The following is a 23,499-nucleotide window of genomic DNA, read 5'->3' on the forward strand; positions in this document are numbered from 1 at the left end:
GAGCTTCCGCGATGGCGCAGGGCAACCAGGACGAGCGCAGTCACCAGGAGGAGCGCACCGGCACCAATGAGGGCTCGCTGTGGGGAGGACGCTTCGCCGCAGGTCCGGCCGATGTGATGGCCGCGCTGAGCAAGTCCACTCACTTCGACTGGAAGCTGGCCCGCTACGACATTGCCGGGTCCAAGGCCCATGCCCGGGTGCTGCACCGCGCTCAGCTGCTCAGCGACGACGAGCTGGCCCGGATGCTCTCGGCGCTGAACCGGCTGGAGGACGACGTCGTCTCGGGGCGCTTCACCCCCGCAGCCTCCGATGAGGACGTCCACGGTGCCCTGGAGCGTGGGCTTCTGGAGCGTGCCGGTGAGGAGCTGGGCGGCAAGCTGCGGGCGGGGCGGTCCCGCAACGACCAGATCGCCACGATGGTGCGGATGTACCTTCGTGACGCCTCGCGGGACATCGCCGCCGGGGTGCTCGACGTCGTCGACGCCCTGGTCGCACAGGCGCAGAAGCACCCCAACGCCCCGATGCCCGGACGCACCCACCTGCAGCATGCCCAACCGGTGCTGCTGGCCCACCACCTGCTGGCCCACGCCTGGCCGCTGCTGCGTGATGTGCAGCGGCTGCGCGATCTGGACGCCCGCTTGGCCTACTCGCCCTACGGCTCCGGAGCGCTGGCCGGCTCCTCGTTGGGCCTGGACCCTTCCCACGTGGCGCAGGAGCTGGGCTTCACCGCACCGGTGGAGAACTCGATCGACGGCACCGCCTCCCGCGACCTGGTCGCCGAGTTCAGCTGGGTCACCGCCATGATCGGCATCGACCTCTCCCGCATCAGCGAAGAGGTGATCATCTGGGCCACCAAGGAGTTCGCGTTCGTCACCCTCGACGACGCCTACTCGACCGGCAGCTCGATCATGCCGCAGAAGAAGAACCCGGACATCGCCGAGCTCGCCCGCGGCAAGTCGGGCCGGCTGATCGGGGACCTGACCGGGCTGCTGGCCACGCTGAAGGCGCTGCCGCTGGCCTACAACCGGGACCTGCAGGAGGACAAGGAGCCGGCGTTCGACGCCGTCGACACCTTGGAGATGCTGCTGCCGGCAGTCTCCGGGATGATCGCCACGCTGACCTTCCACCCCGAGCGGATGGCCGAACTGGCACCGCAGGGCTTCTCGCTGGCCACGGATGTGGCCGAGTGGCTGGTCCGGCAGGGGGTCGCCTTCCGGGTGGCCCACGAGGTGGCCGGGGAGTGCGTGCGCGCCTGTGAGCAGCACAGCCCCGCCAAGGAGCTTCACGAGCTCACCGACCAGGAGCTGGCCGACATTCACCCGGCGCTGACCCCCAACGTGCGCGAGGTGCTGACAGTGCAGGGATCGTTGGCCTCCCGCGACGGCCTCGGCGGAACCGCACCGGTGCGCGTGGCCGAACAGGGGGCCTCCGCCCAGGAGCGCGCAGCGGAGTTCCGCGCCGAGCTGGCGGACCTGAGTCCGCTGCTGGCAGCTGATCGCACAGGCTGAGCATCACCTCGAAGCAGCCGAACCAGCATCGCCCCGTCGGCGAGGAGCGAACCGGGAGCGCGAAGCGTCGTCGGCGCCGGCTCTATCCGGCGCTGGGCGGTGTGGCCGCGGTGAGCGCCGTCGTCGTGCTCGTGCAGTTCTGCGCCGCCGATCACCAGCCGCAGACCCCCCACCCCACGGAGCTGGGGTACCCCCCGGCGCCGACCCAAGAGGTTCCAGACCGAAAGACGCCGGCCCTCAATGAGGAGGCCAGCGGCGATGCGGCAGAGACCCCGATCACCGAAATGGTCGATCCCCAGTGGGTGGCTGAGACTGCCGAAGCTACCCGGATTCCCGAACGTCCACTGGCAGCCTACGCCGGCGCGGCCGCCCTACGTCGCTGAGACGAACGAGGCCTGCGGAATCGGCTGGAACACCCTGGCCGGCATCGGTCAGGTGGAGTCGGTCCACGGCGCCTACGACGGCGCAGAGGTCGATGAGCGCGGCGACGTGGAACCGCACATCACCGGAGTGCCGCTGGACGGCAGCGAAGGCGTACTGGAAATCCCGGACACCGACGAGGGTGAGCTCGACGGCGACGAGGAATGGGACCGGGCGGTGGGCCCGATGCAGTTCATCCCGCAGACCTGGCAGCGGTACACCGCCGACGGCAATCAGGACGGCGAGGCGGATGTGCACAATATCGACGACGCCGCCCTCGCCGCGGCGACCTACCTCTGTGATGAGGGAAGCGACCTCACCACCGACCGGGGCTGGAATGATGCGGTGACCGCCTACAACCAGTCAGTGCAGTACGCCAACGAGGTTGCCGACTACGCCGAAGGCTACCTCGGGCGATGACGCTTCCGGCGGCGGAGGCCGCGGCGGACCATGAATCGTCTGGGACGATGATTTCTCTGGGACCATGGATCACTGTGAACCCTCAAGAACTGACAGAACTGTTCGACGCCCACGCGCTCGAGGTTGCCCCGCATCTGCTGGGCTGCCGGCTCACGGTCACCACAGCGCGCGGCTCGGTCACCGTGCGCATCACCGAGGTGGAGGCCTACGGCGACCAGGGGGAAGATCCCGGTGCGCACAGCTACAACGGCAGAACCGCGCGCAACGCCTCGCTGTTCGGACCGCCGCGGCATGCCTACATCTATCAGTCCTACGGGATCCACTTCTGCCTGAACCTCACCGCCCATGCCGCCGGTGCCGGGGGAGTGCTGCTGCGCGCCGGTGAGGTGCTCGCCGGCCGCGAGCTTGCGGTGGAACGTCGGGGCGGCAAGGACACCGGCGCCAAGCTGCTCTCCGGGCCCGGGCGGCTGGGCCAGGGGCTCGGGGTGGGACTGCCGATGGACGGCACGGCCCTGCAGATCCGCGAGCAGGCCGCTGAGCATGAGACCAACCAGCACGCGCCCAACCAGGAGGTCAGCTTCGTGCTCCGCCCGGCGTCGTCGTCGCAGGCTGTGCGAACTGGTCCCCGCGTCGGAGTCTCGGGCATCGGAGGCAGCCACCAGTTCCCGTGGCGATTCTGGGTCGATCAGGACCGCAGCGTATCGGCGTACCGGCCCGGCAAGGGGGTTCCGACGCTCGAGGAGGGGGCCCTTCCGCCGGATCTGAGCGGAGGCTAGGCTGAGCCACATGAGTGCATCAGAGAGTGCGTCGAACAACGACCAGACAGATGTCTGGGCCGCAGTGGACCAGTACTTCATCGATCAGCTGATCGGGGAGGACCAGGTGCTGACCGCAGCGCGGGAGAGCTCCTCAGACACGCTCTTTCCGGGGATCGACGTGACCCCCAACATGGGAGCGCTGCTCTCCCTGCTGGTCCAGATCAGCGGCGCGAAGCGCATCCTGGAGATCGGCACCCTGGCCGGGTATTCAGCCATCTGGCTGGCCCGGGCCGCCGGTCCGGCGGGGCAGGTGGTGACCTGTGAGCTGGAGGAGACCAACGCCGAGGTGGCCCAGCGGAACCTGGTGCAGGCCGGTCTGGCTGAGCGGGTGGAGATCGTCCTGGGGAAGGCGGCGGACTCCCTGCGCGCCATGATCGACCAGGGCACAGAACCGTTTGATCTGGTCTTCATCGACGCCGATAAGGAATCCAACCCGCTGTACCTGGAGGCGGCGGTCACGCTCAGCCGCCCGGGAACGGTGATCCTCATCGACAACACGGTCCGCGGCGGAGACGTCATCCAGCAGGACTCCGACGATGAGGCCACCCTGGGCACCCGAAAGCTGATCGAGGCGATCGGAGCCGATGACCGGCTCACCGCCACCTCAATGCAGACTGTGGGCCTGAAAGGGTGGGACGGCTTCACCCTGGTCCGGGTGCACTGACCCCAGTGCAGGCTCTGATCGAGCGCAGACTCTGATGCGCCCCACAGGCCAGCGGGCCGCGATCCTCAGGATGCTGCCCACCGCAGAGCCTCATCCTCCTCACCGGTGCTGAACACTTTGGTCTCCAGCCCGGAGAGGAGCCTGTCACTGGTCTCCACCATGGTCTCGATCCACCCCGCCTCAGTGACGACGGCGGCCCTGTGGAACTGGTCCAGGCTGCCCAAGCTCTTCAGCGCCGTCATCAGGTCCTCAGCGACTGCCCCAGCACTGATCGACTCGCGATCAAGAAGGTTCACATACACCGAGACACGTTCGTGACGCTCCAGGGCTTCACGCAGCGCCGAGGTGACGGCCTCCCAGTCCTTCTTCTCCACACTGCCGCTGGCACGGACAGCGACGAGGTCCTCCGACGACTCCAGAAATTCAATCATCTCTGCACTCCTGTCAGGGTGGGCGCGTACGCACTGCGCGTGTGCGTCACGGTAGTCACCGCCGCAGGCGGCAGACAAGACCTCGAGAACTGGGGTGTGCTTACTGCTCTGCCTGAGGAGCAGCACACGTCTCACTGCCCTGTATTGGGTACGTCACCTTCCGTTTACCGGGGTAGGAGTAGTATTGATTGATCAATTTTCGCCAGATCGAGAGTTCACCCACCATCAATGACTGACACGAACGCACCGGCCAGCGGGGCCGCGCTGAACGAGAACGGGCACGGCGAGCACGACGACGCCGCAGCTGAGGTGGTCATGCCGCCGCTGAATGCGGGCATCGACGAGGAGCGCGCCTATGTGGGAGCCCTCTATCGCCGTCTGGACCAACTGCGCGAGGAGGCCCGGACTCAGCTTGCCAAGGTCCGCAGCTCCGGCGCAGTGGGCACTATGCAGAACATGTCCGAGCGCGACGCCTTCGCCACCATGTATGAGGATCGGCTGGCTCAGCTCAATGCCGTCGATGACCGGCTGGTCTTCGGCCGGCTGGACCTGGAGACTGATGAGTCCCGCTACATCGGCCGCATCGCCCTGAGCACTGAGTCCCGGCAGCGGCTCATGCTGGACTGGCGGGCACCTGAGGCGGGAGTCTTCTACCAAGCCACGGCATTCGACCGTCAGGGCGTGCGGCGTCGTCGTCATCTGCTGCTCAAACGCCGTTCGGTGCAGGGTATCGAGGACGAGGTGCTGGACCCTGCGATGCTCGAGGAAGGCACCGAGAACCACGGCGACGGCGCGCTGCTGGCCGCAGTCACTGCCCGGCGGACCGGACAGATGGGCGACATCGTCGCCACCATCCAAGCCGAGCAGGACCGCATCATCCGAGCTGACCGGTCGGGGATCCTGGTGGTCCAAGGCGGGCCCGGCACCGGCAAGACCGCCGTTGCGCTGCACCGAGCGGCCTACCTGCTCTACACCCACCGAGAGCGGCTGAAGTCCGCCGGGGTGCTCATCGTGGGCCCCAGCTCCACCTTCATGTCCTACATCGAACGGGTGCTGCCCTCGCTGGGGGAGACCGGGGTGGTGATGTCCTCCTTGGCAGATCTCTACCCGGGAGTGCGCGGGGTGGAGGAGAGCGACCAGGCTCTCGCCGAGATCAAGGGACGGCTCGACTGGGTGCAGATCATCGCAGACGCCGTCGCTCACCGGCGGCGCACCATCGCCGAAGCGCGGCACATCGTCGTCGACGGGGTCAAGGTCAAGGTCACCCCGAAAATGATCAACCGCGGCATCGAACGAGCCAAGGCCACCGGCAAGCCCTACAACGAGGCCCGGGCCACCTTTGTGAAGGTGATGGTCAAAGAGATCGCAGACACGTTGGAAGACATCCTGGCCAATCGCTCCCAGGGCAACGAGGCGGACCGGAGCTACCTGGTCGAGGACGTGCGCAACGCTGCGCAGGTGCGCGTTCTGCTGAACCTGTGCTGGCTGCCGCGCACTCCGCAGGCGCTGCTTGAGGACCTCTACGCCAAGCCCGAGTACCTTGCCGCCGTCGCACCTCAGCTCGAGGACTCCGAACGTCAGCTGCTGCGCCGAGAGCCGGGCGCCGCCTTCACCACGGCCGATGTGCCGCTGCTGGATGAGGCAGCAGAGCTTCTGGGCGAACTCGACGAAACTGCCGGCCGCGAAGAGGCGCGGCAGCAGGCCGCGCGGCAGAAGGATCTGGAGAACGCGCAGAAGGCGGTGGAGAACGCCGGCCCGCAGCTGGAAGAGATGGGGATCGAAGGCTTCCTCGATGCCGAAGCCGTCGCCGCGCTCAACGCAGAGACCGGGCATACGATGACCGCCGCCGAGCGCGCCGGCGTCGACCGGACCTGGACGTATGGACACGTCGTCGTCGACGAGGCCCAGGAGCTGACACCGATGCAGTGGCACATCCTGATGCGCCGGTGCCCGCTGAAGTCCTTCACCGCGGTGGGGGACACCGCCCAGGGGTCATCCCCCTCGGCGACCACCAGCTGGAAGCAGGCCTTCGCCCCCTTCATCGACGATCGGCTGCGAGTGGAGGAGCTCACCGTCAACTACCGGACTCCACGAAATATCGTGGAGCTGGCCGAGCGCGTCGCCGAAGCCAACGGCCTGCAGACCACCCAGCTGCGCACAGTCCGTGAGGGTGACTATGAGCCGATCATCGAAACCCACCACCAGGCTGAGCATCTTGTTGCCGCCGCGACCGCCGCAGTCGCCGCTGAGCGGCAGCGGCTGGCAGAGGGGCTGATCGCCGTCATCGCCCCGGAACCGCTGGTCGGGTCCATCCGCGAGAGCTTGGTGGAGGTCTACGGCCGACGAGTCGGTCAGGGCGCAGGGTCCATGACCCAGGACGTCGTCGCGCTGAGTGCGGCCGAAGCTAAGGGACTGGAGTTCGACGGCGTGGTGCTCATCGAACCCGCGGAGCTTCTGGATGAGGCGGCGGGCAAAGTCGGCAGCCTCTATGTCGCCCTGACCCGCTCGACGCAGTCCCTGCGGGTGCTCGCCGCGCGAGACCTGCCGGCAGGATTCTGAGACCTTCGATGATTCTGCGGTAACGTGTTTTCGTGACCGACAACAGCCCGAACCCCGCTCTGGCCCAGCAGCGCAACGACTCCAGCTTCGACAACATCCTCCAAGAGTTGAAGTGGCGCGAACTGGTGCATGTATCCACTGATGAGGACGCCCTGGAAGAGGCGCTGGCCGGGGAACCGGTCACCTACTACTGCGGGTTCGACCCCACGGCAGCCTCGCTGCACCTGGGGCACCTGGTGCAGCTGCTGACGATGCGCCGCATTCAGTTGGCTGGGCACAAACCGCTGGGGCTGGTCGGTGGGGCCACTGGGCTCATCGGCGATCCCCGACAGTCGGGTGAACGGGTGCTCAACACCCCTGAGACTGTCTCCGGGTGGGTCAGGCAGTTACAGGATCAGGTCCGGCACTACATCTCGTTCGACGGTCCCCACGCCGCCCAGATGGTCAACAATTTGGACTGGTGGCAGGGTGTGGGCGCCTTGGAGATGCTGCGCGACATCGGCAAGCACTTCCGGGTGGGCACCATGGTCAAAAAGGACATTATCGCCAAGCGGCTGAACTCTGATGAGGGCATCTCCTACACCGAACTGAGCTACCAGGTCCTGCAGGGCTATGACTTTCTTCAGCTCTACCGCGACTACCACTGCACCATGCAGTTCGGCGGCTCCGACCAGTGGGGCAACCTCACCGCCGGCACCGAACTGGTCAGACGCGCCGAAGGCGCGCACGTCCACGCTCTGGGCACCCCGCTGATCACCAACTCCGATGGGACGAAGTTCGGCAAATCAGAGGGCAACGCGATCTGGCTCGACGCCGAGCTCTGCTCGCCCTACGCCTTCTACCAGTTCTGGCTCAACACGGCCGATGCTGATGTGGTGGATCGGCTGAAGGTCTTCACCTTCCGCACCCGCGATGAGATTGAGCAGCTGGGCCGGGCTGTTGAGGACGCGCCGTTCAAGCGCGAGGCGCAGCGTGCCCTGGCATGGGACGTCACCGCTCTGGTGCACGGAGAGGCCGCCACCGAGAAGGTGATAGCTGCCTCGCAGGCGATCTTCGGCGGAGGCGATCTTGCTCAGATCGACGAACCCACTCTGCAGGCGATCGCTGAGGAGCTTCCCACCGCGGAGCTGAGGATCCAGGATGCCACCCCGGTGGCGCTGCTGACCCAGACGGAGCTGGTGGCCAGCAAGTCGGAGGCGCGCAGGACCATCAAGGACGGCGGCCTCTACGTCAACAACCACACGGTCGCCGACAGCGAGAGTCCCGTTGAAGAGTCCCACTGGCTGCACGGCAAGTATCTGCTGGTGCGCCGGGGCAAGAAGAGCCTGGCTCTGATCAGCAGGGCCTAAGTCACACTGTCGCCCCAGATCAGCGCGATCTGGGAGGCAAAGAACAGTGTGGTGAGCATCACCCGAAAGTGGTTTGCGTGGGCACTTCAGGTGTGTGTAAAGTAGCTGACTGTGCCCAGGGCAGAGCCCGGGACACAATCAGGGGTGATTCACCCCGCAACCACTTTTCGAGGTCTGATCCTTGATGGGTGTGCCCAGTTCGGCAAAATGCCGAATTGACAGGGTGCAGCCGGAAGGGTAACTTAGAGAAGTTGCTCCGGAGCGATTCAGAGGGTTTCTTCTGATGGTGCCGGCAGCGCCCGCAGCTTGAGAACTCAATAGCGTACCAAGTTTATTGATACCAAATTTTAATTGGTAGACGTAACGCCTACACCCCCGTGTAGTGCGTTACGACATTGCCAAGGATTGATCAATAACGAGTCTTTCTTTTGGTTCCGTGAGGCCTTGTTTTTCCGGCAGGGTGGGACTGAAGAAAACTGGTTATTGTTTCTCTTTTGATAATCATTCAATGGAGAGTTTGATCCTGGCTCAGGATGAACGCTGGCGGCGTGCTTAACACATGCAAGTCGAACGATGATGCTTCCAGCTTTGCTGGGGGTGGATTAGTGGCGAACGGGTGAGTATCACGTGAGTAACCTGCCCTTGACTCTGGGATAAGCCCGGGAAACTGGGTCTAATACCGGATAGGACTTCGCATCGCATGGTGTGGGGTTGAAAGTTTTTAACGGTCTTGGATGGGCTCGCGGCCTATCAGTTTGACGGTGGGGTAGTGGCCTACCGTGGCGATGACGGGTAGCCGGCCTGAGAGGGTGACCGGCCACACTGGGACTGAGACACGGCCCAGACTCCTACGGGAGGCAGCAGTGGGGAATATTGCACAATGGGCGCAAGCCTGATGCAGCGACGCCGCGTGCGGGATGACGGCCTTCGGGTTGTAAACCGCTTTCAGTAGGGACGAAGCCCTTCGGGGTGACGGTACTTGCAGAAGAAGCGCCGGCTAACTACGTGCCAGCAGCCGCGGTAATACGTAGGGCGCGAGCGTTATCCGGAATTATTGGGCGTAAAGAGCTTGTAGGCGGTTTGTCACGTCTGCTGTGAAAGCCCGGGGCTCAACTCCGGGTGTGCAGTGGGTACGGGCTGACTAGAGTGCAGTAGGGGAGACTGGAATTCCTGGTGTAGCGGTGAAATGCGCAGATATCAGGAGGAACACCGATGGCGAAGGCAGGTCTCTGGGCTGTTTCTGACGCTGAGAAGCGAAAGCATGGGTAGCGAACAGGATTAGATACCCTGGTAGTCCATGCCGTAAACGTTGGGCACTAGGTGTGGGGGGCGTTCCTCGTCGTCCGCGCCGTAGCTAACGCATTAAGTGCCCCGCCTGGGGAGTACGGCCGCAAGGCTAAAACTCAAAGGAATTGACGGGGGCCCGCACAAGCGGCGGAGCATGCGGATTAATTCGATGCAACGCGAAGAACCTTACCAAGGCTTGACATACACCGGATCGCGCTGGAGACAGTGTTTCCCTTCGGGGCTGGTGTACAGGTGGTGCATGGTTGTCGTCAGCTCGTGTCGTGAGATGTTGGGTTAAGTCCCGCAACGAGCGCAACCCTTGTCCTATGTTGCCAGCACGTAGTGGTGGGGACTCATGGGAGACTGCCGGGGTCAACTCGGAGGAAGGTGGGGATGACGTCAAATCATCATGCCCCTTATGTCTTGGGCTTCACGCATGCTACAATGGCTGGTACAGTGGGTTGCGATACCGTGAGGTGGAGCTAATCCCTGAAAGCTGGTCTCAGTTCGGATCGAAGTCTGCAACTCGACTTCGTGAAGTTGGAGTCGCTAGTAATCGCAGATCAGCAATGCTGCGGTGAATACGTTCCCGGGCCTTGTACACACCGCCCGTCAAGTCACGAAAGTTGGTAACACCCGAAGCTCACGGCCTAACCGGTTTTTCCGGGGGGAGTGGTCGAAGGTGGGACTGGCGATTGGGACTAAGTCGTAACAAGGTAGCCGTACCGGAAGGTGCGGCTGGATCACCTCCTTTCTAAGGAGCATCGCCCCTGTAGTTGGGGTGGCCATGTCAGTGCGCGAGTGTCGTGCTGGTGGTTTTGCTCATGGGTGGAATATCAATAGATTTTAGGCACTGGTCCTTCGGGGTTGGTGTTGTTGGTGCGCTGTTGGGTTCTCAGGACTGCGGTCTTGTTTTTTCCCTGTTCCAGGTAGCTGCGGCGTTGGTGTTGTGGTGATGGGGGTGGGGGTTGTTGTTTGGGAACTGCATAGTGGACGCGAGCATCTTTTATTTTTGTCTGTGCGAAGCGTTTGTCGTTTTGTGTTCTGGTGGCTTGCACCGGTTGGTGTAAGTGTTTAAGGGCGCATGGTGGATGCCTTGGCAGTAGGAGCCGATGAAGGACGTGGGAATCTGCGATAAGCCTGGTGGAGCTGATAACCAAGTGTTGAGGCCAGGATGTCCGAATGGGGAAACCCCGCATGCTGTTGTGGTGTGTGACTTGCCGCTGAATGTATAGGCGGTGAGGGGGAACGCAGGGAAGTGAAACATCTCAGTACCTGTAGGAAGAGAAAACAAGAGTGATTCTGTGAGTAGTGGCGAGCGAAAGCGGATGGGGCTAAACCTGTTGCGTGTGATACCCGGTGGGGGTTGCGCAGCGGGTGTTGTGAGGCCCAGTGTCATAGGTCCACCGGCCTATGCAGTTGAGGTGCAGGCGTATATGCGAACAGGGTTGAGTCCCTGACCGGAGAGGGTGTGAGTCCCGTAGTGGTAATGCGTGTCTGCCGGCTGTGCTGGGTTCTCGAGTAGCACGCGGCTCGAGGAATCGTGTGTGAATCTGCCAGGACCACCTGGTAAGCCTGAATACTCCCTACTGACCGATAGTGAATCAGTACCGTGAGGGAATGGTGAAAAGTACCCCGGGAGGGGAGTGAAATAGTACCTGAAACCATGTGCCTACAATCCGTCAAAGCATCATTTGTGGTGTGATGGCGTGCCTTTTGAAGAATGAGCCTGCGAGTTAGTGCTCGGTGGCGAGGTTAACCCGTGTGGGGTAGCCGTAGCGAAAGCGAGTCTGAATAGGGCGTTTAGTTGCCGGGTCTAGACCCGAAGCGGAGTGATCTACCCATGGCCAGGGTGAAGCGTGTGTAAGAGCACGTGGAGGCCCGAACCCACCTAGGTTGAAAACTGGGGGGATGAGCTGTGGGTAGGGGTGAAAGGCCAATCAAACTCTGTGATAGCTGGTTCTCCCCGAAATGCATTTAGGTGCAGCGTTGCGTGTTTCTTCCTGGAGGTAGAGCTACTGGATGGCTGATGGGCCCTACAAGGTTACTGACGTCAGCTAAACTCCGAATGCCAGTGAAGTCAGAGCGTGGCAGTGAGACGGTGGGGGATAAGCTTCATCGTCGAGAGGGAAACAGCCCAGACCACCGGTTAAGGCCCCTAAGCGTGTGCTAAGTGGAAAAGGATGTGGAGTTGCTTAGACAACCAGGAGGTTGGCTCAGAAGCAGCCATCCTTGAAAGAGTGCGTAATAGCTCACTGGTCAAGTGATTCTGCGCCGATAATGTAGCGGGGCTCAAGCACACCGCCGAAACTGTGGCAATCAGTCGTTTGCGGCTGGTTGGGTAGGGGAGCGTCCGACACTGCGGTGAAGCAGTCGCGTAAGCGGCTGTGGAGTGTGTTGGAGTGAGAATGCAGGCATGAGTAGCGAAAGCAACGTGAGAAACGTTGCCGCCGAATGACTAAGGGTTCCAGGGTCAAGCTAATCTGCCCTGGGTTAGTCGGGTCCTAAGGCGAGGCCGACAGGCGTAGTCGATGGCCAACGGGTTGATATTCCCGTACCGGCGAAGAACCGTCCACGTGAAGCTGCTGAGACTAACCACCCGAGGTTTCTCATACTGGTCCTTTCGAGGATCAGGTGGGGAGCTGAGCGTGGGACCTGAAGCGGTGGAGCGAACGTATTAACAGGTGTGACGCAGGAAGGTAGCCGGGCCCGGCGATGGTTGTTCCGGGTCTAAGAATGTAGCCGCAGTGGTAGGCAAATCCGCCACTGGTGTATCGGTGAGATTTGATGGGCCCCCACTTTGGGTGGGGGATCCGGTGATCCTATGCTGCCGAGAAAAGCATCGACGTGAGGTTTTAGCCGCCCGTACCCTAAACCAACACAGGTAGTCAGGTAGAGAATACTAAGGCGATCGAGATAATCATGGTTAAGGAACTCGGCAAAATGCCCCCGTAACTTCGGGAGAAGGGGGGCCACCCTGGTGGCTAGGACACGCTCCTAGTAGCTGGTGGTGGCCGCAGAGACCAGGGGAAACCGACTGTTTACTAAAAACACAGGTCCGTGCGAAGTCGTAAGACGATGTATACGGACTGACTCCTGCCCGGTGCCGGAAGGTTAAGAGGACCTGTTAGTGGCCCCTTGTGGGCTGCGAAGCGGAGAATTTAAGCCCCGGTAAACGGCGGTGGTAACTATAACCATCCTAAGGTAGCGAAATTCCTTGTCGGGTAAGTTCCGACCTGCACGAATGGAGCAACGAGTTTCCCGCTGTCTCAACCGTGAACTCGGCGAAATTGCATTACGAGTAAAGATGCTCGTTACGCGCAGCAGGACGGAAAGACCCCGAGACCTTTACTATAGCTTGGTATTGGTGTTTGACATCACCTGTGTAGGATAGGTGGGAGACTGTGAAGCGGCCACGCTAGTGGTCGTGGAGTCGTAAGTTGAAATACCACTCTGGTGTTGTTGAGCATCTAACTTCGGACCCTGATCGGGTCCAGGGACAGTGCCTGGTGGGTAGTTTAACTGGGGCGGTTGCCTCCTAAAGAGTAACGGAGGCGCCCAAAGGTTCCCTCAGCCTGGTTGGCAATCAGGTGTCGAGTGTAAGTGCACAAGGGAGCTTGACTGTGAGACAGGCATGTCGAGCAGGAACGAAAGTTGGGACTAGTGATCCGGCGGCACCGTGTGGAAGGGCCGTCGCTCAACGGATAAAAGGTACCTCGGGGATAACAGGCTGATCCTGCCCAAGAGTCCATATCGACGGCATGGTTTGGCACCTCGATGTCGGCTCGTCGCATCCTGGGGCTGGAGTTGGTCCCAAGGGTTGGGCTGTTCGCCCATTAAAGCGGTACGCGAGCTGGGTTTAGAACGTCGTGAGACAGTTCGGTCCCTATCCGCTGCGCGCGTTGGAGATTTGAGAAGGTCTGTCCTTAGTACGAGAGGACCGGGACGGACGAACCTCTGGTGTGTCAGTTGTCCTGCCAAGGGCACCGCTGATTAGCTACGTTCGGGATGGATAACCGCTGAAAGCATCTAAGCGGGAAGCCGGCTTCGAGATAAGATCTCCTTCACCTTTTGGTGTGAAGGCTCCCTATAGACCATGGGGTTGATAGGCCAGAACTGGAAGCGCAGCAATGCGTGAAGGTGACTGGTACTAATAAGCCGATCACTTACACACCATCCAAGCCCACCAGGGTTATGAGACAAGAATTGGTGAGTATGCTCGCGTCCACTAGGCGGTCCCCAGACCACAAACCCCACACACGTTTACACGTACAGGGAACACGTATAAACACCAGGTTTAAACACCAGGTATAAACACATAGTGCAACACCACTGATAAAACATGACAATTAAGACATGACAGTGATGGACACGTAATAGATTTCCAACCCCCTGCCGGGCAGCAGTCACTGACTGGCTCACACAGGTGCGGGTTGGGTCAGAGTTACGGTGGTCATAGCGTGGGGGAAACGCCCGGTCCCATCCCGAACCCGGAAGCTAAGACCCACAGCGCCGATGGTACTGCACCCGAGAGAGTGTGGGAGAGTAGGACACCGCCGGACACACATTAAAGAGGACCCCTGGTCTCTGCAACGGCGCAGCGACCAGGGGTCTTTCGCTGTCTGGACCGCCACCGACTGCCCGCCGCCTGCCGCGGCGTCACTGGTGACAGGTATTCTGATGACGTGACGAAAAGAGATCCATCGATGAACCCAGAAGCTCGTCGGGAGCCGCCGCCCCGCAACCCCAGCGACCTCAGACGCTCCAACAGCGAGGACCGCGGCCGGTCCCCGGAGATCGACGACGACGTCACTGGTAAGGAACTTGATCGAGAGTCCGCACGTCAGCTGGGCACGCTGAATGACTCCAACCGCACCTGGGTCGCCAAACACCTGGTGATGGCAGGCCGCCTCATGGACCTGGACCCACAGCTGGCCCTGGAGCACGCACTGGCCGCATCCCGCAGGGGCGGTCGACTGGCACTGGTGCGGGAGGCAGTGGGCCTGGTCGCCTACGAGGCCGGGGACTATGCTGAAGCGCTGCGCGAGCTTCGCACCTATCGCCGCATCAGCGGCGACCAGACGCACCTGGCCGTCATGGCAGACTGCCTGCGCGGACTCGGCAAACCCGATAAGGCGATGGAACTTGCCCAGGAGCCCGAAGCGCAGCAGCTGACGGGATCTGCACGTGCCGAACTCGCCATGGTGGTCGCCGGCGTCCACCAAGACCGCGGTGACTATGCTGCTGCCGTGCGGGCACTGGAGGTCCCGGAGCTGGACATCAACCGGGCCTACAGCTTCAGCCCGCGACTCTTCGGCCTCTACGCGGACTGCCTTGAGCAGGTGGGCCGCAGCGAGGAGGCGCAGAAGTGGCACCGACGAGTCGGTGTGGCGGAGCAGGCTCTGGGAATGGGCGCGTTCGAGCAGCCGGAGATCTTAGACTTCGGCGAGGAGGACGAAGCCTCCGCACTGCCGCAGGCCAAAGACGTCGTCGCCGATTCGCCTGCACACAGTGCCCGCGGAGGTCACCCAGCAGACCGCAGGGGGAACTAGAGACGTGGCGCTGATTGACCATCACGACGCTGTGCTGTTCGACCTTGACGGCGTCCTCTATGCCGGACAGCACGCGGTGCCCGCAGCCCCGGCAGCAGTGGCGCAGCTGAGAAGCCGGGGGGTCGGCTGCGCGTTCGTCACCAATAACGCCTCGCGATCGGCAGAACAGATCGCCGCGCACCTGCAAGAGCTGAGCGTGCCCGCGCAGCCGCAGGAAGTCTTCGGCTCAGCACCAGCAGCAGTGGCGATGCTGCTCCAGGACGTCCCACCCCCAGCACGGGTACTGGTCACCGGAAGCGACTCGCTGCGCCGGCTGGTCGAGGAGGCTGGCTACAGCCTCGCAGATTCCGCACACGGCCACCCTGACGCCGTCATCCAGGGGTTCGACCCAGGTGTGGGCTGGACCGACCTGGCAGAGGCCTCCTACGCCATCAACCAGGGTGCAGTATGGATCGCAACCAACCTGGATCGCAGCGTGCCCCGGGAACGCGGACTGGCACCAGCAAATGGCGCGCTGGTCGAAGCAGTCGGCTTCGCCACCGGCATTCGCCCCAAGGCGGCCGGAAAGCCCGAACCAGTGATGTTCCTGCAGGCGGCTGAAGCCCTCGGGGCCCGGCGGCCGTTGGTGGTCGGAGACCGCCTGGACACCGACGTGCTGGGCGGGAACCGCGCCGGCTTCACCACGGCCCTGGTGCTCACCGGAGCCACCACAGCCGCTGAAGCCGCAGCCTCCACCGCAGAGCAGCGGCCCGACGTCGTCCTGGAGACCCTCCAGGACCTCTTCACCGACCAGCACCGGGAACTGCCATGAGCCGCACACCGGAGGAACCCGGAGAGCCAGCGACCGAAACAGCCGAGCAGCCAGCGTCTTCGCAGCAGCAGCCGGGGCAGCAGTCGCCGGAGCTGGAGCAGGAACTCACCCTGGAGCAGCTTGATGCGCACATCACAGAGGCAGAAGGGCTGCATAAGGACCTCAGCGCGCGTCTAGACTCCATTCCACGGGACTGACATGAGCCCGCGTCTGGACAAGGAGATGGTCTCCCGCGGGCTCGCCACCAGCCGCACCCGGGCCGCCCAGCAGATCAGCGCCGGAGAGGTCCAGGTCGATGGACGCAGCGGCGTCAAAGCCTCAACCGCAGTCACCGCCGCCGCGCACATCACCGTCTCAGCACAGGACCAGTGGGTCAGCCGTGCAGCCCATAAGCTGCTCGGCGCCCTGGAGCTGTTTCCGAGCGTCGACCCCGCAGGGATGCGCTGTCTGGATGCCGGAGCCTCCACAGGCGGGTTCACCCAGGTGCTGCTCGCACAGGGGGCGAAGCATGTGACCGCTGCTGATGTGGGCCATGACCAGCTGGCACCACAGCTGCGCGAACACCCACGAGTGAGCAGCTGTGAAGGAACCAATCTGCGCTACGTGAAGCCCGGAGACCTCGGTGAGCCCTTCGGCCTGATCGTCGCCGACCTCTCCTTCATCTCGCTGCGACTGGTGCTGAGCCCCCTAGCGGGCCTGGCGGCCGAGGGCGCAGCCCTGCTGATCATGGTCAAACCGCAGTTCGAGGTCGGTCGTGTGCTGCTTCCGCGCACCGGGGTGGTCACCGATCCGGCCCAACGCAGAGCAGCCGTGGAATCGGTCATCGGCGCAGCAGCAGACGCAGGACTGACCACTGTGGGCATCGCCCGGTCCCCACTTGCCGGACAGGACGGAAACGCCGAATTCTTTCTGTGCCTGTGGAAGAAAACGGCAGGTGTGTCCGCTGCGGACGATAGGCTGTTCGGAGCCGAGCTCGACTCAGCTGACCTGGACACCGTCGACTTCAGCGACCGACAGTCACCGAAGGAGGTGCGATGACCCGCGAAGTGCTCATCGTGGCGCACACCGGACGTCTCGAGGCCGTCAACGCCGCAGTCACCGTGGCATCGAGCCTCCGGCGCGCCGGACTGTGCCCGGTGATGTTCCCCCACGACATCGAAGCCATCTCCGCGGTGGCCGCCGACCGGCTGGCCGAAGCCGACGTGGCCGTGGCGGAGCGTGACGTGCCGGTCAGCCGGTGTGAGGTCGGCATGGTGCTCGGCGGCGACGGCACCATCCTGCGGGCAGCGGACCTCTCCCGCGACTCCCAGGTGCCCCTGATGGGAGTCAACCTGGGCCACGTCGGTTTCTTGGCAGAGTCTGAACGCGCCCAACTGGATGAATCCGTCCAATGGGTCGTCGATCAGAACTACAGCGTGGAGGAGCGCATGACCCTCGACGTCCAAGTGTGGCATGCCGATCACCACATCAGCAGCAGCTGGGCGCTGAACGAGGCCAGCATCGAAAAATCCTCGCGCCAACGCATGGTCGAGCTCGTCATCGAAATCGACGGCGCCCCGGTCTCCGCGTTCGGCTGCGACGGCGTCGTCATGTCCACCCCGACCGGCTCGACCGCCTACGCCTTCTCCGCCGGCGGACCCGTGGTGTGGCCCGAGGTGGAGGCTCTGGTTCTGGTCCCGATCTCAGCCCACGCCCTGTTCGCCCGGCCCCTGGTGGTCGACCCCAGCTCGATCATGGCTGTGGAACTGCTCCAGCGCGCCGATGAGGACGGCATCCTCTGGTGCGACGGCGCCCGATCCATCGAGCTGCCCGCCGGATCACGGGTGGAGGTCACCCGCTCCGACCGGCCCGTGCTGCTGGCCCGAGTGCACCACACATCCTTCTCCCAACGGTTGGTGGACAAGTTCAACCTCCCCACCACAGGCTGGCGCGGACCGGTGGAAGCAGCAAACATCCTGCCCCATCCCAACCCAGGGCAGGGGGCCGCCGAGTGATCGAACACGTCACAATCAGCGGACTGGGGGTCATCGACCGTGCCGCGCTGGAGCTGCACCCCGGGTTCACCGTGGTCACCGGCGAGACCGGGGCGGGAAAAACGATGGTCGTCACCGCACTGGGGCTTCTGCTGGGCGCGCGGGCCGAAGCATCTGCGGTGCGATCCGGGGCGCAGAAGGCCACAGTTGACGCTGAGATTGACGTGGCAGCCACCCACCCTGCGCGCCGCCGAGCCGCGGAAGCCGGGGCCACCATGGACGAGGACGCCGGGGAGGAGCCGCTGCTGATCGGCCGTGCGCTCAGCGCCAAGGGCCGCAGCCGAGCCACTGTCGCCGGCAGGCCGGTGCCGATTTCAGTGCTCGGCGACGTGGGGGCAGAACTGGTCACCGTACACGGACAGAGCGACCAGCTGCGGCTGAAGGCTCCGGCCGCTCAGCGTTCGGCACTGGACACCTACGCAGGCCGCGACTTCGCCCGGCTGCTGGACGACTACCAGCAGTCCTTCGACACCTACCGTCGGCAGAAGGCAGAACTGGAGGAGATCACTGCCCACGAAGTGGAGCGCCGACGTGAGGCCGAACAGCTGCAGCAGGCGCTGGAGTCCATCGACGCCGTCGAGCCGCAGCCGGATGAGGACGCGGCGCTGAAGGCCGAATCGCTGAAACTGGAGAACATCGAGGGGCTGCGCGAAGCCGCCCGCACCGCCCAGACCCTGCTCTCCGGGGCCGATGCGGCTGAGGCGGTGGACCCTGGGTCCAACGCGGTCGAGCTGGTCGAAAACAGTCTCAACGGACTGACCTCCGTCACCGATCAGGACTCTGAACTGGCGCAGATATCCCAGCAGATCGGCGAAGTCTCCACCCTGCTCAGCGACGCCGCCTCCCAACTGGGGGTATATGCCGCCGGGCTCGACGAGTCCGGGCCCGAACGGCTCGCCGAGGTGCACCAGCGCCGCGCGGAGATTGACCAGCTGCAGCGGCTCTACGGCCCGGAGGTCGAGGACGTGCTGCGTTGGGCCGAGCAATCGCGACAGCGGCTGGCGACCCTGGTCACCGACGCCGACCGCATCGAGGAGCTCACCGAGACGGTGGAGACGCTGCACGCCCAGCTGCGCGAAGCAGCCGAGCAGCTCACCCAGCATCGGGTCACAGCCGGCGACAAGCTGGCAGCTGCCGTGGATGAGGAACTGGCCGCCCTCGCCATGCCGCATGCACACCTCAGTGTTGAGGTCACTGCTGCTGATGAGCTCACCCGCTTCGGCGCCGACGCTGTTCAGCTGCTGCTGCGCCCCCACGCGGGGGCTCACCCGCTGCCGTTGGGAAAGGGCGCTTCCGGCGGTGAGCTCTCCCGGGTGATGCTCGCCCTGGAAGTCGTTCTGGCCGAACAGGCTCCGGCGTCCACATTCATCTTCGACGAGGTGGACGCCGGCGTCGGGGGAAAGGCCGCCGTACAAATCGGACGCAGACTGGCCAAACTGGCTCGGCACTCCCAAGTCATTGTGGTCACCCACCTGCCGCAGGTCGCCGCCTATGCCGATCAGCACATCCGGGTCCTGAAGACCTCCGACTCCTCTGCAGGGGTGACAGCCGCCGACGTCGGCCCGCTGCCGCCCCAAGAGCGGGTCGAGGAGCTGGCCCGGATGCTCGCCGGCCAAGAAGACTCAGCCTCCGCCCGTGCTCATGCCGGTGAGCTGTTGGACGGCGCGGCAGCAGAGAAGGTATGAACGCACCCAAAACGCTCACAACCAATGATAGGCTGGAACCCCGTGGCTCAGCGTAATAATTCCCGGTCCCAAAACACCCCTCCTATCAGTCGGCAGATCTTTGTCACCGGAGGGGTCGTCTCATCCCTCGGCAAGGGCCTCACGGCTTCCTCGCTCGGGCATCTGCTGCGAGCCCGCGGTCTCTCGGTGGTCATGCAGAAGCTGGACCCCTATCTGAACGTCGACCCAGGCACCATGAACCCGTTCCAGCACGGTGAGGTGTTCATCACTGAGGACGGCGCAGAGACCGACCTAGACATCGGTCACTACGAACGTTTCCTCGACGAAAACCTGGACGGACTCAACAACGTCACCACCGGCCAGATCTACTCCGCAGTCATCGAGAAGGAGCGTCGCGGCGACTACCTGGGCGACACCGTCCAAGTCATTCCGCACATCACCGATGAGATCAAACGACGCATGCGGCTTCCTGCCGAATCGGGGGAGGCCCCGGATGTGATCATCACCGAGATTGGCGGCACCGTCGGTGATATCGAGTCCCAGCCCTTCCTGGAGGCGGCCCGCCAGCTGCGCCAGGACATCGGCCGGGAGAACGTGTTCTTCCTCCATGTCTCCCTGATCCCCTATCTCGGCCCCAGCCAGGAGCTGAAGACCAAACCCACCCAGCACTCCGTGGCGTCCCTGCGCAGCCTGGGCATCCAGCCTGACGGCATCGTGCTGCGAAGCGACCGTGAGCTGCCCACCGAGATCAGCGGCAAAATCTCGCGGATGTGCGACGTCGACGTCGATGCGGTGGTCAACTGTGCTGATGCGCCCAGCATCTACGACATTCCGCGCATCCTGCACAGACAGGGCATCGACGCCTATGTGGTCCAGGCCCTGGACCTGAAGTTCAAGGACGTGGACTGGACCAAGTGGGACCAGCTGCTCAATGTGGTCCACCAACCCGACCATGAGATTGAGGTAGCCCTGGTCGGCAAGTACGTGGGCCTGCCCGACGCCTACCTCTCCGTCACCGAAGCGCTGCGCGCCGGTGGCTTCGCCCACCAGGCCCGCACCAGGATCCGCTGGGTGGCCTCCGACCTCTGCAGCGACCCTGAGGGCGCAGCAGCAGCGTTGGACGGCGTAGACGCCGTCTGCATACCGGGGGGCTTCGGAGTTCGCGGCCTGGACGGCAAAGTCGGTGCGCTGCGCTACGCGCGTGAGAACCAGATCCCAGCCCTGGGCCTCTGCCTGGGCCTGCAGACCATGGTCATGGAATACGCCCGCAACGTGCTGGGCATGAGCCGCGCCAATTCCACCGAGTTCGACCCAGAGACCCAGTTCCCGGTCATCGCCACGATGGCAGAGCAGGAGCAGATCGTCTCCGGCGCCGGAGACTTGGGCGGCACGATGCGGCTGGGCTCCTACGACGCTGTGCTCGCCGAAGGCAGCGTGGCGGCCGAAACCTACGGCACCACCGACATCTCAGAGCGGCACCGGCACCGTTACGAGGTCAACAACACCTACCGGGATCAGCTCACCGAGGCCGGACTGGTCTTCTCCGGCACCAGCCCCGACGGCACCTTGGTGGAGTTCGTGGAGCTTCCCCGGCAGACCCACCCCTACTACATTGCGACTCAGGCCCACCCGGAGCTGAAGTCCCGGCCCACCAACCCGCACCCGCTCTTCGCAGGACTCATCGGCGCCGCACTGCAGCAGAAGAGCTGAGCCCGCCACCGGTCCCGCCTACCATGAGCGACCCTGCGCAGAGCACCCAGCCGCCGCGCCCCAAGTTCCGGCAGAGGGCTGCGGCGTCACCGCTGTGGGCCGAGGTGGCCGACTACCTGGGGCACCTGCGCATCGAACGGGACTCCTCGGCGAATACGTTGGCCTCCTACGAACGGGACCTAGCGCGCTATGTCGTCCACTTGGCGGACACCGGGATCACCACTGCCGCCGGGGTGTCGGCCACCGGCATCGCGGACTTTCTGCGCCGGGTCACCGCCGGCGACGACGGCGGCACCGCACTGTCCGAAAGCTCCACAGCCCGCATGCTTGCCTCAGTGCGGGGGGTGCACAAGTACTGGGCCCAGGAGGGCCGCACCACCCACGATCCGGCCCAGGAGGTCGCCGCCCCCAAGCTGACCCAATCGCTGCCCAAGGCCCTAGGCGTCGAGGAGGTCACCCGGCTCATAGAGGCGCCCAACCCTGCTACCAGCCTGGGGCTGCGGGACCGGGCCCTGCTGGAGTTTCTCTATGCCACCGGGGCTCGAATCAGCGAAGCGGCGGCACTGGACGTCGACGACGTGCACTCCTTCCACCAGGCAGGCGACCAGGGTCTGGTGCTGGTGCGTGTGACGGGTAAGGGTCAGAAGCAGCGGATGGTCCCGCTGGGACGCATGGCGCAGAAGGCATTGGGAGACTATCTCAGCGCCGGACGCCCCGCCCTGGCAGAGACGGTCACCAAAGCCTCCTCGGCCAGAACCCGCCGTGCCGCCTCACCCGCACTGTTCCTCAACAGGCTGGGCACCCGGCTCTCCCGGCAGTCCGCCTGGACGGTGCTGCAGAAGACCGCCGATGCCGCAGGGCTCAGCAGCGACATCTCACCACACACCCTGCGGCACAGCTGCGCCACCCATCTGCTCGACGGCGGAGCTGATATCCGCACCGTGCAGGAGCTGCTGGGCCACGCCTCGGTGACCACCACCCAGATCTACACCAAGGTCACCGCGGAGTCGCTGCGCAGCCAATACGTCACTGCCCATCCGCGTGCCCTCTGAGGGGCTCAGTCGGTCGCCTGCCCCGGCAGCTGCCGCTCCTCAGGGCCGTTGTAGGCACTCAGCGGCCTGATCAGCGCGTTGTTCGCCCGCTGCTCCATCACGTGGGCACTCCACCCGGTGATCCGGGAAGCGATGAACAGCGGTGTGAACATCTCGGTATCGAATCCCATCAGGTGATAGGTCGGCCCTGCCGGATAGTCCAGGTTGGGCAGGATGCCCTTCGCCTCGTCCATCGCCGCCTGCAGCCCGTCGTAGATCCCCATGATCTCGCCGCGTCCGTAGTGGGCGACCATCGCGTCCAGGGCCCGCTGCATGGTGGGCACTCGGGAGTCGCCGTTCTTGTACACCCGGTGGCCGAAGCCCATGACCTTGCGCTTCTCCGCCAGTGCCTGCTCCATCCAGGCCTTCGACCGGTCCGCCGCCTGCTCGCGGGACTCGCTCTTGTCGATGCCGATCTCCTCGAAGGTGTGCATCACCGCCTCGTTGGCGCCGCCGTGCAGCGAACCCTTCAGCGCACCGATGCCCGCAGTGATCGCCGAATGCAGATCCGCCTGGGTGGAGGTCACCACCCGTGCGGTGAAGGTCGAGGCGTTGAACGAGTGCTCGGCGTAGAGCACCATCGAGACCCGGAAAGCGTCCACCACTTCCTCGGCGGCCTCCTCGCCGAAGGTCATCCACAGAAAGTTCTGCGAGTAGTCCAGGTCATCACGCGGCTCCACCGGCTGCAGTCCACGACGACGCCGCTGGTCATAGGCGACGACGGCGGGGAAGGCGGCGAAGACCTCCTGCGCCTTGGCCAGTTCGGCCTCCGGCGACGCGTCCTCGGACTGCGGGTGGGCGGCACCCATCACCGAGATGGCGGTACGCCCCACATCCATCGGGTGACAGTCGGTGGGCAGCAGGTCGATGGCTTGCTTGACAGCAGGGTCCAGCGCCCGGTGGGAACGTTCGAAGGAGATGAACTGCTGCAGCTCATCGGCGCTGGGAAGCTCCGCATTCCACAGCAGCAGTGCGACCTCCTCAAAGCTGAGCTGGGCGGCAAGCTGCTGCACCGGGTAGCCGCGGTAGAGCAGCGAGTTGGTCTCCGGGTTGACCTTGGAGACAGCGGTGTAGTCAGCCACCACCCCGGCCAGTCCCTTGTATACGTTGTCTTCGGTCATCAGTGACCTCCTTGGGTGAGAATGCAGTGGAAGTGGGCGA

General features: G+C 63.9%; 17 protein-coding genes and 3 rRNA genes. 18 read left to right on the forward strand and 2 right to left on the reverse strand.

Going from position 1 to position 23,499, the window contains the following annotated elements:
• The first annotated feature begins 11 nt into the window (after window positions 1–11).
• The 5 genes from argH (at window position 12) to FHX47_RS01645 (ending at window position 3,830) form a co-directional block, all read left to right on the forward strand.
• A complete protein-coding gene (argH, locus tag FHX47_RS01630; protein ID WP_183357148.1) occupies window positions 12–1,508 on the forward strand; it encodes an argininosuccinate lyase in 1,497 nt (498 codons plus the stop codon).
• Window positions 1,509–1,618: 110 nt separating this feature from the next.
• Window positions 1,619–1,891 carry a hypothetical protein gene (locus FHX47_RS11035; protein WP_343064260.1) on the forward strand — a complete coding sequence of 91 codons (273 nt, stop codon included), beginning with the start codon at window positions 1,619–1,621 and terminating at the stop codon, window positions 1,889–1,891.
• A gap of 52 nt (window positions 1,892–1,943) precedes the next feature.
• Window positions 1,944–2,348 (forward strand): lytic transglycosylase domain-containing protein, encoded by a 405-nt coding sequence (locus tag FHX47_RS01635; RefSeq protein ID WP_343064261.1) that lies wholly within the window; start codon window positions 1,944–1,946, stop codon window positions 2,346–2,348.
• The gene (locus FHX47_RS01640) at window positions 2,345–3,124 is read left to right on the forward strand and encodes a DNA-3-methyladenine glycosylase (RefSeq protein ID WP_246327893.1); all 780 of its coding nucleotides are present in this window, start codon (window positions 2,345–2,347) and stop codon (window positions 3,122–3,124) included. Before FHX47_RS01635 ends, FHX47_RS01640 begins: the two co-directional genes overlap by 4 nt.
• Before the next feature lie 10 nt (window positions 3,125–3,134).
• Window positions 3,135–3,830 (forward strand): O-methyltransferase, encoded by a 696-nt coding sequence (locus FHX47_RS01645; protein ID WP_183357149.1) that lies wholly within the window; start codon window positions 3,135–3,137, stop codon window positions 3,828–3,830.
• A 65-nt stretch (window positions 3,831–3,895) separates the two neighbouring features.
• Here FHX47_RS01645 and FHX47_RS01650 read toward each other — a convergent pair whose 3' ends face one another.
• Window positions 3,896–4,261: a SpoIIAA family protein gene (locus tag FHX47_RS01650; protein ID WP_183357150.1), complete on the reverse strand. Its 366-nt coding sequence runs from the start codon at window positions 4,259–4,261 to the stop codon at window positions 3,896–3,898.
• 315 nt (window positions 4,262–4,576) lie between these two features.
• Here FHX47_RS01650 and FHX47_RS01655 point away from each other — a divergent pair, with 315 nt between their 5' ends.
• The 13 genes from FHX47_RS01655 (at window position 4,577) to FHX47_RS01715 (ending at window position 22,299) form a co-directional block, all read left to right on the forward strand.
• Window positions 4,577–6,820 (forward strand): HelD family protein, encoded by a 2,244-nt coding sequence (locus FHX47_RS01655; protein ID WP_246327959.1) that lies wholly within the window; start codon window positions 4,577–4,579, stop codon window positions 6,818–6,820.
• Window positions 6,821–6,852: 32 nt separating this feature from the next.
• On the forward strand, window positions 6,853–8,169 hold the full coding sequence (gene tyrS / locus FHX47_RS01660) for a tyrosine--tRNA ligase (protein ID WP_183357152.1): 1,317 nt from the start codon (window positions 6,853–6,855) through the stop codon (window positions 8,167–8,169).
• Window positions 8,170–8,674: 505 nt separating this feature from the next.
• A 16S ribosomal RNA gene (locus tag FHX47_RS01665) occupies window positions 8,675–10,210 on the forward strand.
• A gap of 310 nt (window positions 10,211–10,520) precedes the next feature.
• A 23S ribosomal RNA gene (locus tag FHX47_RS01670) occupies window positions 10,521–13,630 on the forward strand.
• Window positions 13,631–13,901: 271 nt separating this feature from the next.
• Window positions 13,902–14,018: ribosomal RNA gene (gene rrf, locus FHX47_RS01675) — 5S ribosomal RNA — on the forward strand.
• The 16S, 23S and 5S rRNA genes sit together here, the layout of an rRNA operon.
• A gap of 123 nt (window positions 14,019–14,141) precedes the next feature.
• Window positions 14,142–15,008, forward strand: coding sequence for a tetratricopeptide repeat protein (locus FHX47_RS01680; RefSeq protein WP_183357153.1), 867 nt, complete (start codon window positions 14,142–14,144; stop codon window positions 15,006–15,008).
• Between the two features lie 4 nt (window positions 15,009–15,012).
• Window positions 15,013–15,819 carry an HAD-IIA family hydrolase gene (locus FHX47_RS01685; RefSeq protein ID WP_343064262.1) on the forward strand — a complete coding sequence of 269 codons (807 nt, stop codon included), beginning with the start codon at window positions 15,013–15,015 and terminating at the stop codon, window positions 15,817–15,819.
• Window positions 15,816–16,016 (forward strand): hypothetical protein, encoded by a 201-nt coding sequence (locus tag FHX47_RS01690; protein WP_183357154.1) that lies wholly within the window; start codon window positions 15,816–15,818, stop codon window positions 16,014–16,016. The genes FHX47_RS01685 and FHX47_RS01690 overlap by 4 nt, the downstream gene beginning before the upstream one ends.
• 1 nt (window position 16,017) lies before the next feature.
• Complete coding sequence (locus FHX47_RS01695; RefSeq protein WP_183357155.1) at window positions 16,018–16,857, forward strand: TlyA family RNA methyltransferase; 840 nt, start codon at window positions 16,018–16,020, stop codon at window positions 16,855–16,857.
• Window positions 16,854–17,813 (forward strand): NAD kinase, encoded by a 960-nt coding sequence (locus tag FHX47_RS01700; protein WP_183357156.1) that lies wholly within the window; start codon window positions 16,854–16,856, stop codon window positions 17,811–17,813. Before FHX47_RS01695 ends, FHX47_RS01700 begins: the two co-directional genes overlap by 4 nt.
• Window positions 17,810–19,537 (forward strand): DNA repair protein RecN, encoded by a 1,728-nt coding sequence (gene recN, locus FHX47_RS01705; RefSeq protein WP_183357157.1) that lies wholly within the window; start codon window positions 17,810–17,812, stop codon window positions 19,535–19,537. Before FHX47_RS01700 ends, recN begins: the two co-directional genes overlap by 4 nt.
• A gap of 24 nt (window positions 19,538–19,561) precedes the next feature.
• On the forward strand, window positions 19,562–21,247 hold the full coding sequence (gene pyrG / locus FHX47_RS01710; RefSeq protein ID WP_183357158.1) for a CTP synthase: 1,686 nt from the start codon (window positions 19,562–19,564) through the stop codon (window positions 21,245–21,247).
• 23 nt (window positions 21,248–21,270) lie between these two features.
• Complete coding sequence (locus FHX47_RS01715) at window positions 21,271–22,299, forward strand: site-specific tyrosine recombinase XerD (RefSeq protein ID WP_183357159.1); 1,029 nt, start codon at window positions 21,271–21,273, stop codon at window positions 22,297–22,299.
• A 5-nt stretch (window positions 22,300–22,304) separates the two neighbouring features.
• On the opposite strand, the gene FHX47_RS01720 is transcribed toward FHX47_RS01715, so the two are convergent.
• The gene (locus FHX47_RS01720; RefSeq protein WP_183357160.1) at window positions 22,305–23,459 is read right to left on the reverse strand and encodes a bifunctional 2-methylcitrate synthase/citrate synthase; all 1,155 of its coding nucleotides are present in this window, start codon (window positions 23,457–23,459) and stop codon (window positions 22,305–22,307) included.
• Between the last annotated feature and the right edge of the window lie 40 nt (window positions 23,460–23,499).

It is taken from the genome of Garicola koreensis (assembly GCF_014195445.1).
GTDB lineage: Bacteria > Actinomycetota > Actinomycetes > Actinomycetales > Micrococcaceae > Nesterenkonia > Nesterenkonia koreensis.